Annotated in this window: 12 protein-coding genes; 3 read left to right on the forward strand and 9 right to left on the reverse strand. The window is 70.5% G+C overall.

The annotated features are described in order from the left end of the window. Positions 1 to 30 precede the first annotated feature (30 nt). Positions 31 to 2,601 carry a HAMP domain-containing protein gene (locus IT355_09000; GenBank protein MCC7053393.1) on the reverse strand — a complete coding sequence of 857 codons (2,571 nt, stop codon included), beginning with the start codon at positions 2,599 to 2,601 and terminating at the stop codon, positions 31 to 33. Positions 2,602 to 2,778: 177 nt separating this feature from the next. Here IT355_09000 and IT355_09005 point away from each other — a divergent pair, with 177 nt between their 5' ends. Further along, positions 2,779 to 3,621, forward strand: a complete 843-nt coding sequence (locus IT355_09005) for an NAD(P)-dependent oxidoreductase (GenBank protein MCC7053394.1) — start codon at positions 2,779 to 2,781, stop codon at positions 3,619 to 3,621. Positions 3,622 to 3,666: 45 nt separating this feature from the next. Here the strand turns inward: IT355_09005 and IT355_09010 are convergent, their stop codons facing one another. Together IT355_09010 and IT355_09015 are read right to left on the reverse strand one after the other, a co-directional pair. Next, the gene (locus tag IT355_09010; GenBank protein MCC7053395.1) at positions 3,667 to 4,782 is read right to left on the reverse strand and encodes a M20/M25/M40 family metallo-hydrolase; all 1,116 of its coding nucleotides are present in this window, start codon (positions 4,780 to 4,782) and stop codon (positions 3,667 to 3,669) included. A gap of 288 nt (positions 4,783 to 5,070) precedes the next feature. Next, a complete protein-coding gene (locus IT355_09015; protein ID MCC7053396.1) occupies positions 5,071 to 6,366 on the reverse strand; it encodes a universal stress protein in 1,296 nt (431 codons plus the stop codon). A gap of 243 nt (positions 6,367 to 6,609) precedes the next feature. Here IT355_09015 and IT355_09020 point away from each other — a divergent pair, with 243 nt between their 5' ends. Beyond that, positions 6,610 to 6,924, forward strand: coding sequence for a hypothetical protein (locus IT355_09020; protein MCC7053397.1), 315 nt, complete (start codon positions 6,610 to 6,612; stop codon positions 6,922 to 6,924). Between the two features lie 52 nt (positions 6,925 to 6,976). Here IT355_09020 and IT355_09025 read toward each other — a convergent pair whose 3' ends face one another. The 6 genes from IT355_09025 to IT355_09050 form a co-directional block, all read right to left on the reverse strand. Continuing rightward, entirely contained in the window at positions 6,977 to 7,831 is an 855-nt protein-coding gene (locus IT355_09025; protein MCC7053398.1) for a protein-glutamate O-methyltransferase CheR, read from the reverse strand. Continuing rightward, positions 7,828 to 8,922, reverse strand: coding sequence for a chemotaxis response regulator protein-glutamate methylesterase (locus IT355_09030; GenBank protein ID MCC7053399.1), 1,095 nt, complete (start codon positions 8,920 to 8,922; stop codon positions 7,828 to 7,830). Before IT355_09030 ends, IT355_09025 begins: the two co-directional genes overlap by 4 nt. Continuing rightward, positions 8,919 to 9,287, reverse strand: a complete 369-nt coding sequence (locus IT355_09035; protein ID MCC7053400.1) for a response regulator — start codon at positions 9,285 to 9,287, stop codon at positions 8,919 to 8,921. Before IT355_09035 ends, IT355_09030 begins: the two co-directional genes overlap by 4 nt. Then, on the reverse strand, positions 9,287 to 10,903 hold the full coding sequence (locus IT355_09040; GenBank protein ID MCC7053401.1) for a PAS domain-containing protein: 1,617 nt from the start codon (positions 10,901 to 10,903) through the stop codon (positions 9,287 to 9,289). Before IT355_09040 ends, IT355_09035 begins: the two co-directional genes overlap by 1 nt. Positions 10,904 to 11,045: 142 nt before the next feature. Then, a complete protein-coding gene (locus IT355_09045) occupies positions 11,046 to 11,516 on the reverse strand; it encodes a chemotaxis protein CheW (protein MCC7053402.1) in 471 nt (156 codons plus the stop codon). Next, complete coding sequence (locus tag IT355_09050; protein ID MCC7053403.1) at positions 11,513 to 13,750, reverse strand: chemotaxis protein CheA; 2,238 nt, start codon at positions 13,748 to 13,750, stop codon at positions 11,513 to 11,515. Before IT355_09050 ends, IT355_09045 begins: the two co-directional genes overlap by 4 nt. 183 nt (positions 13,751 to 13,933) lie before the next feature. Between IT355_09050 and IT355_09055 the strand changes: the two genes are divergently transcribed. Further along, a complete protein-coding gene (locus IT355_09055; GenBank protein ID MCC7053404.1) occupies positions 13,934 to 14,389 on the forward strand; it encodes a BLUF domain-containing protein in 456 nt (151 codons plus the stop codon). Positions 14,390 to 14,410 lie beyond the last annotated feature (21 nt).

Genomic DNA, 14,410 nt, shown 5'->3' on the forward strand with positions numbered 1-14,410 from the left:
ACCGCTGCGGTGCGCCACGTCACGCGCCGCTCACCAATCCGCCAGCGTGGCGGCGTCGTCGGCGGTCGTCGAGGCAACGGGCACGGCGTCGCGCCGCTGTGGTGGCGCAGTGCGCGACGGACGTCCGCGTCCCACCCTGACGTGCGCCGCTGCACCCTCCGGCGCATGCCACCCCGTCTCGTCGTCCACGCCGGCCTGCGAAACCGCCACGGCGACGCCGGCATGCGCGGCATCGAGGCGGAATCGCCCAACCAGCGCCGCGAGGATCCCGGACATCGCTGACAGCTCTTCCGAGGCGGCCGCCGTCTCCTCGGCATTCGCCGCCGACGACGACGTGTAGCTGGCGACCGAGGCCGCCGCCGTGTCGATCGTCAGCAGGCCATCCGACTGCGTCGCCGTGGACGCCGCGATGTCATCCACCACGACGACCGCGCGGCCCGCGTGGGACTCGATGGCCTGCAGCACCGCCACGGCGGCGTCGCCCAGCTTCACGCCGCCCTGAACGCTCTTGACGGTCCCGTTGATCACGTCCTGCGACTCCTTGGCCGCCTCGGTTGCGCGCAGGGCCAGCGCCCGAACCTCTTCCGCCACGATCGCGAAGCCGGCGCCGGCCTCACCGGCCCGTGCCGCCTCCACTGCCGCATTCAGCGCGAGCAGGTTCGTCTGCGCGGCGATCTCCTCCATCTTCCGCGCGATCTTCTGTGTCTGCATCGTCCGGTCGTTGATCACGGCCAGGGCCGCCGACACCTCCAGCACCCGCTCGTTACCGGCCCGGGCTTCGCTGCGGGTGAGGGCCACCAGCGCGTTCAGTTCGTTCGTGCGGCCACGCACGTTGTCGCCGAGCGTGCGCTGTTCGGAGATGTCGCCGCTCATCGACTCCAGCAGGCCCGCCTGCTTGGTGGCGCCGTGGGCCTGGGCCTGTGCCGCGGTGGCGATCTCCTGGGCGGCGGCGTGGATGCCGTCGGATTCGCGGCGCACCTCGGACAGCGCGGCGGCCAGGTCGTCGATCGCGGAGTTGAGGCTCATGGCGAGGGCCGCATGGTCGCCCTCGTAGGTCCCCTGCATGCGGGTGCGCAGGTCGCGCTGGGCCAGCCGGCCAAGCACGTCACGGGCCTCGCGCACCGGCGCGGCGCCGGCTTCGAGCGTGGCATTCACGCCCGAGACGAGGGCACGGAAGGCGCCGTCGAAGCGCTGCGCATTGCCGCGCTCGTCGAGCTGGCCAGCCTGCGCCGCGGTCGAGAGCTGCTGCATCTCCTGCACCAGTGCGTCGAGCGTGTCACGCATGGAGATGAACGAGCGCGTCAGCACGTCCTGCTCTGAGCGGCATGCGATCGACACACCTGTGTTGCCGGCGGCGATGCTGTTGGCGGTGGCGGCCAGCGACTGCTGCGCGGTCACGATGGCATTGAGTGACGTGCCCATGCGGCCGATCTCGTCCTCCGACGACACGGGTGCCTCGCGATCGAGTCGCCCCACGGCGACGTCCTGCGCGATGCTGGCCATCTGGGCGATGGGCCGCGCGACGGCGTTGCCGATGCGCAGCGCGATGATGACGATCACGCAGGCCACCCCGAGCCCGAGTGCCAGCACCGTCAGCCGCAGGCCGCCGACGTTGGCGGCGGCATCGATCTCGTCGCGCGGCACGCTGATGATCACGCCCCAGTTCATGCCCGGGTACCCCAGCGCGCCGCGCAGGTGCGCGTACCCCACGGCCATCGCCTTGCCGGCGATGGTCGCGTCCCGATGACCGCTCTCGCCGCGCTGCAGCAGGAGCAGGGACCCGCCAGGCCCGCGTTCCACGCCCAGCACGGAGTCCGCGAGGTCACGGCCACCCTGCGCGAGCTTGCGGCCGGTGCTGTCCACCACGAGAAGCGTGGCGCCGGGATAGCCGGTCTCGGCCAGGTCGCGAGCGGCGTCGCCGAGCATCGCGGTCACGAGGCTCACGGTGGCGAGGTTGCGCCAGCAGCCGATGGCCTCACCGGCGCGGTTGCGCAGTGGCGCCGCGAAGCCGATCACGTTCGCGGCCCCCGGGCCGTAGATCCGCAACACGTCGGCATCCGGGGCGGCGGGCGTGATCACGGTGCCGGTGGCCGACGCATTGCTGGTGGCACTGAACTGCATGTGCGTGGAGAACCGGCCGGCCATGCACGACTTGAACCACATCGCGTCACGATAGTTCTGCGCGTAGATCGGCTCAGACGCCACCGGCTTGCCCGCGGCGTCCCGGTCGTTCACGGCAATCACCCGGCCGTCACTGTCCACCAGCGTCGAAAGGACGTACATGCCGTAGGCGGCAACGTAGGCATTGGTGCGGTCCACGATCCGGTTGCCCGCGGCACCGACCCGGTACCACTGCGTGCGGTCCTCGACCACGTCGTTGAAGCCGAACGCCTGCACGTCGCCGTATCGCTCGAAGAGGTTGCGATCGATCTTGTCGGCCACATGGCCGGCCGTCTTCTGGATGCCGTCCGCCGCGCGCTCCCGGATGGCGGCGGCGGAGCGCTGCAGGGTCAGGATCGAGGCAATCGCCAACGGCACGATGCCGAAGGCGAGGCAGAGGAGCGCGAGTTTCCTCGCGATCGGCCAGTTCGAGAACTTCATGCGAAGGCGTGACTGAAGTGGAAAGGCGGGCCGTGCGGAACGGATGTCTCCTCGGAGGTTTCGGCTCGCGGCGCGCGAATCTCTTGCAGTCTCATCCATTGAGGCCGCCTGACCGTCGGTGTCGGGTAGATTCCCGCGTTGCTGCAGGCGGGATCACCTCAACGGGACACGCAGACCATGGCGCGGGTGGCAATTCTGGGGATGGGCCTGCTCGGCAGCGGTTTTGCCGAGGGCATGCTGAATCGTGGCGGGACGACCGTCGTGGTGTGGAATCGCACGCCGTCGCGGTGCGAGCCGCTGGTGGCGCTGGGGGCGACGGCCGCCGAGTCGCCGTCGGAGGCGGTGCGCGGGGCAGATCGGGTGCACCTCGTGCTCCTCGACGACGACAGCGTGGATGCGATCATCGCCGAGTTCCAGGCGGCGCTGCATCCGGATGCCGTGATCATCGACCACACGACGAACCTGCCGGCGCGTGTGGCCGCCCGTGCCGCCAGGCTGGATGCGGCCGGACTGCACTACCTGCATGCGCCGGTGATGATGGGGCCCGGCGCCGCGCGCGACGCGAAGGGCATGATCCTCGTTGCCGGACCCACGGCGCGCGTGCAGCGGGTGCACCCGGCGCTCGTGCCGATGACCGGCGAGGTGTGGCACGTCGGTGAGCGCCCCGACCTCGCTGCGGTGTACAAGCTCTTCGGCAATGCCGGCGCGCTGTCGGTCGTCGGGGTGCTGGCCGACATCATGCGGATGGCCGACGCAGCGGCCGTGCCGCGCCGCGGCGTGCTGGAGATGCTCGCGAAGGTGAACCTCAATGGCCCGCTCAACATGCGGGGCACCATGATGGTCAGCGGGACCTACGAGCCGAACTTCACCCTCGAGGTGGCCCGCAAGGACCTGCGCCTGATGCTCGAGACGCTCGGTGACGCGAAGGCGCCGATGCTGGCGGCCCTCGCCGGCCACATGGACGACGCGCTGCGGGCCGGCATGGCGCGGGAAGACTTCGCCATCCTCGGCAAGGCGTGATGGGTGATACGTGGTGTCACGCGTGAGGTGACACCACGGCTGCCATCAGCGCAGGTGGGCACCGGTGAGCTGCGCGAGGGCGCCGAGCGTGGTCTGCGCGGCGTTCAGCCCGAGCCGGAAGTCCTTGTCGGTGAATGTCGTGAAGAGGTCCGTCGGCTGGTGCCAGTGTGGGTCCCACCCGCTGCCCACCTGCGACCCCCGCTCGTTCTCGCGCAGGCTGATCGCGGCCACGAGGTCCTGGAACGGGCCGGAGTCGGTGTTCGTCATGTGGGGCCCGACCTGCGCTGGATAGTCGGTCGCGAACTTCTCGTTCGCCGCATGCAGCGCCCACGCCAGTGCCTGTGACTGTACCGCGAACTTCGAGTTGGACTGGAACTCGATGTTCACGTCGGCCTCGGGACGCTGTTCCGGGGCCAGGGAACTGTCGGCGCGGGGCATGCCATGGTCGAACAGCATCATGTCGTGCTGGATCATGCCGAGCCACCTGGGCTCCGGGTACCGGCCGGAACCGGCTGGCATCTCCTGGCCCTGCAACGCCTGCCGCTGCGCCACGTAGGCCCGCGCGCCATTGAGCCCGGTTTCCTCGTTGTTCCAGAGGATGAAGCGGATCGAGCGCTCGGTCGTGACGTCCGGGCTGCTGAACACCCGCGCCAGCTGCATCACGAGTGCCGTGCCCGAGCCGTCGTCATTGGCCGCTTCACCCCAGCCGATGCCATCCATGTGCGCACCCACGATGTACATCTCGTCGGGACGCGTGCTGCCGACCTTCGTGCAGTAGACCTCCTGCCGCGGGCCGGGCGTGCTCGGCTGCGCGTTGAGTGCGCGGAGCCTGGCATCGGGCTGGCGCAGCGAGTCGGAGTTCACGCCGGTGCGCGTGCGCATGCCGCGCGACCGGCCGCCACCCTGCTCGCGACGGATCGCACCCGGCAGCGCGGCACCGGCTGGAGCCGGGGCGGGCCGCGTCACCGGCGCCGGCGGTTGGTAGTCGTACGTGAGCCGTTCGGTGTTGGTGCAGCCGTAGCTCCGGAGTTGTGCCTCGATCCAGTCGATGGCGGCGCGGTTCCGGTCGGTCCCCTGGCGCCGGTCGCCGAAGGCGGTGAGGCCCTTGATGTTCGCCTTGTACAGGTCGAAGTCGAGGCGCGCGACCATGCGTCGGATCATCGCGTCGCTCGAGTCCGCGGCCGATGGCTGGGCGGTGGCGGTGGCCGGGAGCACCGCGAGCGCGGCGGCGAGCGCGAATCGGACTGGGCGGAAGGACACGTGGTTCCAGGGCTGCGGGCGGGGCGGGGCGCGTCGGGGCACGGGGAAGCTGCCCTGCGGCCTGCGCCACCGCCAGCGTCCTGGTCGTGCGCGCCACGCGGGAACGACGACGGGCGACAGCGCAGTGCGCCGTCGCCCGTCGTGTGGGGCAATCCGACCTGGCCAGCACGCCGCGGTCGGCGCCTCGTGTTACGTGAGCGTCACCAGCGTCTGGCCGCCGGAGTGCTGCAGCCGCAGCACCTGGTCCACCCCGCCGGCATTGCTCTGCACGTCCATGTGCGTGACACCGGCGATGTTGTGCGTCATGTGCAGGCCGCGGGCGGCGGACGCGCCGAACATCAGGGAGACGATGCCGCTGTGACGGTCGAAGGTGCCGCCGACGAGCACCAGCTCGTGCCCGAGCATCTGTGCCCCGAGCTCCGCGTCATCCACCTCGACCGAACAGCGTCGGCCCGCATTCACCGAGGTGAACGCGGCCAGCTCGGCGTCCATGCCGGTGGTGTCGGCCGCGCGGATCCGGGAATCCGGCGCGCTCCGGGCGCGGGTGGTGGCGATGGTGCGCGCCGAGCCCGGGACCACCAGCACCGAGCAGCTCGCGTGCCGGATCAGCGAAGCCGCGACGCTGCCGAGGATCATGCGGCGGATGAAGCCGTAGCCATGGGTGGCGGAGGCGATCAGGTCCGCACGCTGCTCCTCGGCGAACGCCAGCAGCGCATCGGTGGCGGTGCCGGTGAGCACCACGCTCTCGAACTGGACGCGGCCCTGCGCGAGGATGTCGCGCATCTGGCGGAACCCCGCATCCGCCTGCTCACGATACTGCGCGGCACGCTCCTGCAGGTAGGGCACGGAGGTGTCGAACGCCGGTGCGACATGCAGCAGCCAGACGTGCGCATCCGGCGCCGCGACCGAGAGCGCCACCTGGGCCGCATACAGGCTGAACGGGCTGAAGTCGGTGGCGATGACCACCCGGCGTGGCGGTGAGGTGAGCGTCGGCGCCACCGCCAGGATCGGCGCATCGCCGAGCTGCAGCATGCGCAACACCGGCTCACCGCCGAGCATGCGGTCCAGCCCGTGGTGCCGCCCGCGCCCGACGATCACGAGGCGAGCCTGCACCGACGCAGCGGTCTCGGCGACCGTGCGGGCCGGCTCGCCCAGCTTCACCAGCACCTGGGTCCCGTGGACGCCGTGCAGCACGCGCGTCAGTTGCTCGCGCACCGCCGCGAGGCGCGTGTCGAGGGCCTCCTCGGGAGGCGCCATCGAGACGACCATGCCGTCGACGCCGTAGATCGGCACCGCGGCCGGTTCCACCACGCTGAGTGCCACGAGGATGGCATTGGCGCGCGACGCGATCGACGCGGCCAGCGGCAGCGCGCCGTCGGACTCCGTCCCCGTGTCGGTCGCGACGAGCACCGGCCCATCGGGCAGGACCGTGGGTTCGAGCACGAAGACACCCGCGGGGGTCGCAAGTGTGGTTGTGGTGGACATCGTTCGCTCCTGACTCGGAAGGCGTGAGTGTCACCGGAGAATGCTGACAGCGACAGCCGGCCCGCGTGCGATGGGCCTGCACCACACGGTGCCTCCGAACGCCCCCGGCGGGCATCGGGCATTGCCTGACTCGACCCGGGCCGTGGCCCGCGCGGCGGCCTGCCCGGTGCTCCGACGTGGTGCAGGCGCCGACACTCGCTGCCAGTCCCGCTGTCTCCCGATCCCCGCCTCCCGGCATTCCACATGGCGTCCTGCCCGTACACCTGGGTCCGCAGCCTCTTCGGCGCACGGGGCGCCGCGCCACCGGGTGAGCCGGCGAAGAACCTGATGGTCCGCGTGGTGCGGGACGGCGAGGAGCGTGTCATGGTCTCGCTGCCCTCGCGCAGTGCGCGGTGGCTGATCGAGCTCATCCCCGCGGATGTGGTGGCGAGGATCCGCGAGGAGCAGATCCCGCTGGATGCGATCACCGCGGACCTGGGCTCGCAGGCGGTCCTCTACCCGCGCCCGATCTTCTCGCTGATCGAGCCCGGCCGGCAGGTCGAGGTCTGGCTGGAGTAGCGCGGCGCGCCGCTGGCACCGCCGCACTGCCGCCGCAACGCCTCCGCGGTGGTCAGGCCGCGGCGGCGGCCTGCACCAGCGTCAGGTCGGCCGGCCGGCAGAACACCCCGGATGGATGATCCGGGACGCGCAGCACCGAGTCGGTCACGCCGAGCGTGCTCTCGGTGCCGCCAAGGAAGAGGCAGCCCCCGCGCACCATCGTCCGCGCGATGCGATCGATCACGTCCTTCTTCGTGGCGACGTCGAAGTAGATCAGCACGTTGCGGCAGAAGACGATGTCGAACTGCCAGAATGCCGGGAAGGGGTCGAGGAGGTTGATCTCCTGGAACCTGACGCGATCCCGGATCTCCGGCTTCAGTGCGAACCCCTCGGGCACCTGCGTGAAGTGCTTCACGAGCAGCGTCACTGGCAGTCCCCGCTGCACCTCGAACTGGTTGTAGACGCCGGCTTTCGCCCTTGCGAGGGCCGCCGCAGAGTAGTCGGTGGCCGTGATCTCCACCGGCACGCCACCGAGCAGGCGCTCGGCCTGTGCCACGATCATCGCGATGGAGTACGGCTCCTGGCCGGTGGAGCTCGCGGCGCACCAGATGCGCAGCGGGCGCTTCTCGGCGCGCGCGCGGGCGGCCGCCTGTGGCAGGATCTCCCGCTCGAGGGCCGCGAACGGCTTGCCGTCGCGGAAGAACAGCGTCTCGTTGGTGGTCATCGCATCACACACGTGCTTCACGAGGGCCGCAGGGGGCGCCTGCCGCAGCGCAGCCACCAGCGCGTTCACGTCGGCATGGCCGTACGTGGCGGCCACCGGGGGCAGCCGGCTCTCGAGCAGGTACTCCTTGCCGGCGCCGAGCGAGAGGCCGCTGTGCCGGTGGAGCAGCCCGGCCAGGAACGAGTATTCGTCGCTGGAGATCATGCGGCAACCGCCAGCCCGCACTCCGAGACGATGGCGGCCGCGATGCGGTCCAGGGGGAGGATGGCGTGTGCGATGCCTGCCGCGGCCACGGCACCGGGCATGCCCCACACGACGCTCGTCGCCTCGTCCTGCGCCAGGACCCGGCCGCCGCGTGCGTGCACCTCGCGCGCGCCGCGCATTCCATCCTCGCCCATGCCCGTCAGCACCACGGCCAGCGTCGAGGCGCCGTAGATGCCGGCGATGGACCGGAACATCGGATCGGCCGATGGGCGGCAGAAGTTCTCCGGCGGTGCCTGCGTGAGGCGTGCGACGGGGCGTCCCTCGTCCGTCTGCACCGTCAGGTGATACTCCCCTGGTGCGACGTACGTGCACCCCGGCTGCAGCAGGTCGCCGTCGCTCGGCTCCACGCAACGGCGGTGGGCGTCGCGCTCGAGGCGCTGGGCAAGCAGGGTGGTGAAGAGGGCAGGCATGTGCTGGGTGATGAGGATCGGCAGCGCGAAGCTCAGGGGCAGGGCGCCGAGCACGGTGGCGAGTGCGTTCGGGCCGCCGGTGCTGGCGGCGATCGCGAGGATGCGTGGCCGCGCCTCGCCGTGGCGGGTGGCGAGCAGCTCCGTGCGCCGCGGCACGGCGGAACCCGGCGGCAGCGTCTCGTGCGGCGCGCCGGTGCGTGGCGCGCGGCCCACGGCGCGGATCTTCGCGGCGATCTCGGCGCTGATCGCGGCGAGCGTCGCGGCGCCGCTGCGCGCGGCAGGCTTCGCGATGAAGTCCGATGCACCCAACGCGAGGGCGTGCATGGTGACCTCGGCCCCCTTCTGCGTGAGTGAGCTGGCCATGATCACGCGCACCCCGGGATGCCCCGCGAGGATGAGCGGCAGTGCCGCGAGCCCATCCATCTCCGGCATCTCGACGTCCAGCAGCACCACGTCGATCACGGTGTGCCGCAGCGCGTCGAGGGCGACCCGGCCGTTGGGTGCGGTGGTGACGACCGTCATGTCCGGCTCCGCATCCACGATGCGACCGAGTGCGCCGCGGATCACGGCGCTGTCGTCGACGATCAGGACGCGGATCGGCGTGGGGCCGGTGCCGGTCACTGGACCCCGCAGGCGCCGAGCTTCGAGCCGATGATCGTGGCGTCGAAGGGTTTCATGATGTACTCCGAGGCGCCGAGCGTGAGCGCGGTCTCGACCTTGTCGAACGAGGTGTGTGTCGTGCACATGATGATCGGCGGTGGCACCACGGCGTTCTGGCCGGCGACGGCGGTGAGGAACGAGAGCCCGTCCATCACCGGCATGTCGATGTCGCAGAGCACCGCATCGAACGGGTCCCCCGCGACCAGCACGTGCAGCGCCTGCGCCCCGTCCTCGGCCTCGGTCACCGTGTACTCGAGCTGCTCGAGGATGCGCCGGATGGCCTTGCGGATGGTGCCCGAGTCGTCGACCACCAGGATGCGCTTCATCACGTCCTCCGCATCTTCGTGAGGAAGTCGGTGACGGCCCGGTTCAGGCGCTCCGACTCGATGGAGAGGTTGCCGGCCGCGCTGCGGATGTTCTCGGCCGTGCGCCCGCCCTCGGCGGCCACCAGCGTCACGGTCGAGATACTCGAGCTCACCTCGGCGGTGCCGCGGGCCGCCTCGCCGACGTTGCGCGAGATCTCGCTGGTGGCGGCGTTCTGCTCCTCGACGGCACCGGCGATGGTGGTGGAGATCTCGTTGATCCTGTTGATCACCCCCGCGATGTCGCGGATGGCACTCACCGCCGATGCCGTCTCGGCCTGCACGCCGGCGATCTTGGTGCCGATCTCCTCGGTGGCGCGCGCCGTCTGGCGCGCGAGCTCCTTGACCTCGTTGGCCACCACGGCGAAGCCCTTACCCGCCTCGCCGGCACGCGCGGCCTCGATGGTGGCATTCAGCGCCAGCAGGTTGGTCTGCTGCGCGATCGACGTGATGACCTTCACCACCTGCCCGATCTCCTGGCTGGAGACGCCGAGCTTGGCCATCGTCTCGGTCGTCTCGGCGGCCTGGCGCACGGCGACCTGCGAGATCTGCGAGGCGTCCTGCACCCGGCCGGCGATCTCCCGGATGCTGGCCGTGAGCTGTTCGGCGGAGCTGGCCACCGTCTGGACATTGCGCGTGGCCTGTTCCGATGCCGCCGCGACCGCCTGGGCCTGGCGCGTGGTCTCCTCGGACGACGCCGCCATGCCCTGGGCACTGGCCTCGAGTTCCGTGCTCGACGAGCTCACCACGCTCGCGATCGCCGCCACGGTGGACTCGAAGTCATCGGCCAGTCGGACCTGGTCCGAGACCACCGACCAGTTCACCATCGGGCCGACGTACGATCCCCCGGCGTCGTAGATCGCGACCGCCGTCAGGTCCAGCGTCTCGGGGCCGACGCGGATCCGCACGTTGTGCGGGAGGTTGCGGTCGGTGGCCAGCATCGCGCGCTGGTGTGCGGCATCCTTGTGGAAGATGTCGATCGACGATCCCACCACCCTGCTGGCCTTCACCGGGAGGTGTGCCTCGATCCGCGTCAGGGTCTCCAGCGAGGCCGGGTTGATGTACGTGATGTTGAAGTCGAGGTCGCAGAACATCAGGTTCACCTTCGCCGACTCCACCATCGGCTTGTAGAGCGCCATCTCGCGGCGGAGTCTCACCAGCGGCGTGACGTCGGTGGAGAACTCCACCACCCTGGTCACCCGCCCGGCGTGGTCGCGCACGGGATTGCAGGTGGCCTGGATCCAGACCTCACGCCCATCCTTGCCGATCCGCTTGCACTCGGCGGCATCGGACTCCCCGCGGTTGAGCTTCGCCCAGAAGGCGCGGTACGCCTCCGAGGCGACGTGCTGCGGGTCCACGAACAGTGCGTGATGGCGCCCCTGGATCTCTGCCAGCGTGTAGCCGAGCAGGGCGAGGAAGTGCTGGTTCGCCGTCAGCACGGTGCCGTCGAGGTCGAACTCGATCACCGCCATCGATGTGCTGATCGCGGCGACCTTCGACTCCGCCTCGGCGAGTGCCGCGCTCAGGCGCAGTACCTCGCCGGCATCGCCGTCGGCGGGCAGCGTGATCGGGCGAGCCACGGCGCGGCTGCCCCGGGTCGGCTTGGTGGGGCGGGGGCTCGAAGACGGACGGCGATTCGTTGGCATGGTAGGGGTGGTGCGATGGGTGGATGGCGCTGGCTGCAGCAGCGACGGAGGGGAGGCGGTGTGCGTCGCGCCGCCGTCAGGGTGGTGGCGGATCGAGGCGGAGCACGTCGTGCACGTTCAGCACCAGCAGGAGCCCGGCCTCCTGCCGGATGATGCCGAGGCAGGCACTCCGCCAGCGGGAGTCGAGCGTGGGTGGGGGAGGCGCCACGTCCGCGGCGTCCACCGACAACACGTCGCCCACCTCGTCCACCATGAAGGCGAACAGCTCACCGTCGTGGCGGACGACCACGTTCATGATCGCGGCGCCCGGCTCGCGCGGCGGCATGCGCAGGGTCGTGCGCAGGTCGAGCGCCGTCACGATCTGCCCGCGGAGGTTGAGGAACCCTGCGATGGCGTCCGGGGCGAGCGGCACGCAGGCGATCTGCATTGCCACCAGGACCTCCTGCACGACCATGACCGGGATGCCCAACCATTGCCCGGCCAGCCGGAAGGTGACGTACTCCTGGTGCCCGGTGGTGGTGCGGGCGTCGGCCAGTGCAGCGCTCATGGTGTCACCGCCGTCACCCGCGCCGCGGCGTCGGTGACATCGCCATCGCCGTGTGCGAGGCGCAGGAAGTGATCGGTGTCGATCACCTCCGTGGCGCGGCCGCTCAGCACGGCCACACCCAGCACACCCGCGCGCGTCGCGCGCCGCTGCAGCACGAGCTGTTCCTCGACGATGTCGCGGATCGCGTCCACGGCGAGCCCCATCGTCCGGTGGCGGTCGCTGAAGACGATCACCGGGCGCGGGTCCATGCTGCGCATGTCCATCCCCGCGCGGGCGGCGACGATGGGCATGAGGCTGCCCCGGTACTGCACGACGTGCTGGCCGTCCGCCTCCTCGAGGCTCGACAGCGGGAACTCCTCCAGTCGTGCGACCAGGGCGAGCGGCACCGCCTGCAGGGCCCCCGCGCCGACCTCGAACAGCAGCACGCTCTCGGTGCCATGGGCCGTGGCGGCATCCCGCGCGCGCTGTGCCGCGGCGGCGGCCTGCCCGTCGCCCGCGCGCGGATCGTGCACCACCCGCGCCATGTCGGCCAGCCCGGCGGTGTCGAGGATCATGATCACGCGCCCGTCTCCCGTGATGGTGCACCCGGTGTAGGCGCTGAGGTGCTTGACCAGCCGGCCCACCGGCTTCACCACGATCTCCTGGGTGTCGAAGACCTCGGCCACCACCAGCCCGAAGCGCACCTCGCCCACCTGGCAGACGACGATGTTGCAGGCGTCCATCTCGTCCTCGTCTCCGAGCGCCAGGATGGTGCGCAGGCTGACCAGCGGGAGCAGCGTGTCGCGGAGGCGATAGAATCGGGTGCCGTGCACCTGCTCGATGAGGGAGGCCTGCTCCTCGGTCACGCGCACCAGCTCCACGATCCCGATCTGTGGCACCGCGAACGTCTCGCCGGCGGTGCCGACGAGCAGCGCGGAGATGATGGCGAGCGTGAGCGGGATCTTGATGCGGACGAGGGTGCCGGCGCCGACGGTGGACGCCAGCTCGACGGTGCCGCCGATGCCCTCGATGTTGCTGCGGACGACATCCATGCCGACGCCGCGGCCCGACACGTTCGTGACCACTTCCGCGGTGGAGAAGCCGGGCTCGAAGATCAGCCGCAGCACCTGCGCCTCCGACAGGGAATCGGCGGCCTCGGCGCGCACCAGGCCGCGTTCCACCGCCTTGCGCCGGATCCGGTTCGCGTCGATGCCCGCGCCGTCGTCACGGATCTCGATCAGCACGTGACCGCCCTCGTGCCGTGCCGAGAGGTGGATCGTGCCGCCCGCCGGCTTGCCCGCGGCGACCCGCACGGTCGCCGGTTCGATGCCGTGGTCCGCGGAGTTGCGCACCATGTGCGTGAGGGGATCGGTGATCGCCTGCAGGATCTGCCGGTCGAGCTCCGTCTCGGCGCCGTGCATCTCGAGGGTGATCGCCCGGCCGCTGGAGTTCGACAGGTCGCGCACCAGCCGCGGCAGCTTCGTCCAGGCATTGCCGATGGGCTGCATGCGGGTCTTCATCACCGCCTCGAGCAGCTCGGTCGTGACCCGGTCCAGCTGCTGCACCGGCTTGCTGAAGGGTGACTCCTCGTTGGATGCGGCGAGCTGCAGCAGCTGGTTGCGCCCGAGCGCGAGCTCCCCCACGAGGTTCATCAGCTTGTCGAGCACGTCGATGCCGACTCGCAGTGTGCTGTCGGCAACGGCGTGGTGCGGGTCACCGGCGCCGTCACCGGAGCCGCGTCGTTCGATCCCGTCCCATCCCCCCCGGCCGGCGGACGTCGGCGCGTCGGCCGGCGCTGAAGGCACCACCACTGGCAGGGGCAGCGGGACGAGCGGCGCGATCAGGACGTCCGGCACCGGCGCGGCGGCGGCGCTCCCGGTGGGGGCGATCCAGCGCTCGAGCGTGGCGATCAGGGCGCTGTCATCACCGGTCGGCTCCACCTCGTCGGCCGCCAGCCGTGCGAGCACCGCCTTGATGCAGTCCACCGCCGCGAGCACGTCGCCGATCAGCGCCGGCGTCACCTCCAGCCGGCCCGCGCGCAGCGCATCGAGCACGTTCTCGGCCGCGTGTGCCACGCCTTCGAGCCGCGGCAGCCCGAGAAAGCCACAGGTGCCCTTCATGGTGTGGATCGTGCGAAAGACGCCGTGCAGTCGCGCGGTGTCGTGCGGCGTGCGTTCGAGCTCGACGATGTCGTTGTCGAGCTTCGCCAGGTTCTCGTTGCTCTCCGTGAGGAAGTCCTGCAGAAGGTCGTCCATGTGGGTGACGGAGATGAGATTCGGTGTGCTGACCTGTACGAGGCTCGTCCCTTGTCCGGGGTTCTTGATTGTTGGGAAAGTCTTGTAAACAGAGGGTTCGGCCTGCATGAGTGGCCCGTAATCCGCGTGCGCAGTTCTGGTATCACCTTGAGCCCTGACGTATCAGCGCCGATACTGTGGGCCATGCAACTCATCCGACTGATCTACTCGAGCAAGGCCAGCGCGGGCATCGGATACGAGGACCTCCTCCGCATCCGGACGACCGCGGTCGCGCACAACCGGGAGCAGCACATCTGCGGGGTGCTCTGCTTCGGTGCCGGTGTGTTCCTGCAGGCGCTCGAGGGCGAGCGCGGCGAGGTGAACCGGCTCTACAACCGCATCGTGACCGACCCGCGGCACAGTGACCCGCAGGTGATGAGCGCCGAGCCGATCTCGGCGCTGAGCTTCCTCGACTGGTCCATGAAGCTGGTGAGCTGGGACGAGGCGTACACGCCGCATCGTCGTGAGCTCATGCTGAAGCTGCTCGGGATGACGGCCTTCGACCCGGCGGAGATGACCGGGCCGCAGGCGTACCACTTCCTGCGTGAGCTGTCCGTGCACGAACGCCGGATCACCTCGTCGAACCCGGTCGTCGCGTAGCGCCCCGGCCTCGTCGTCTTC

The sequence above is a fragment of the Gemmatimonadaceae bacterium genome (assembly GCA_020851035.1).
Taxonomy (GTDB): Bacteria; Gemmatimonadota; Gemmatimonadetes; order Gemmatimonadales; family Gemmatimonadaceae; genus JACMLX01.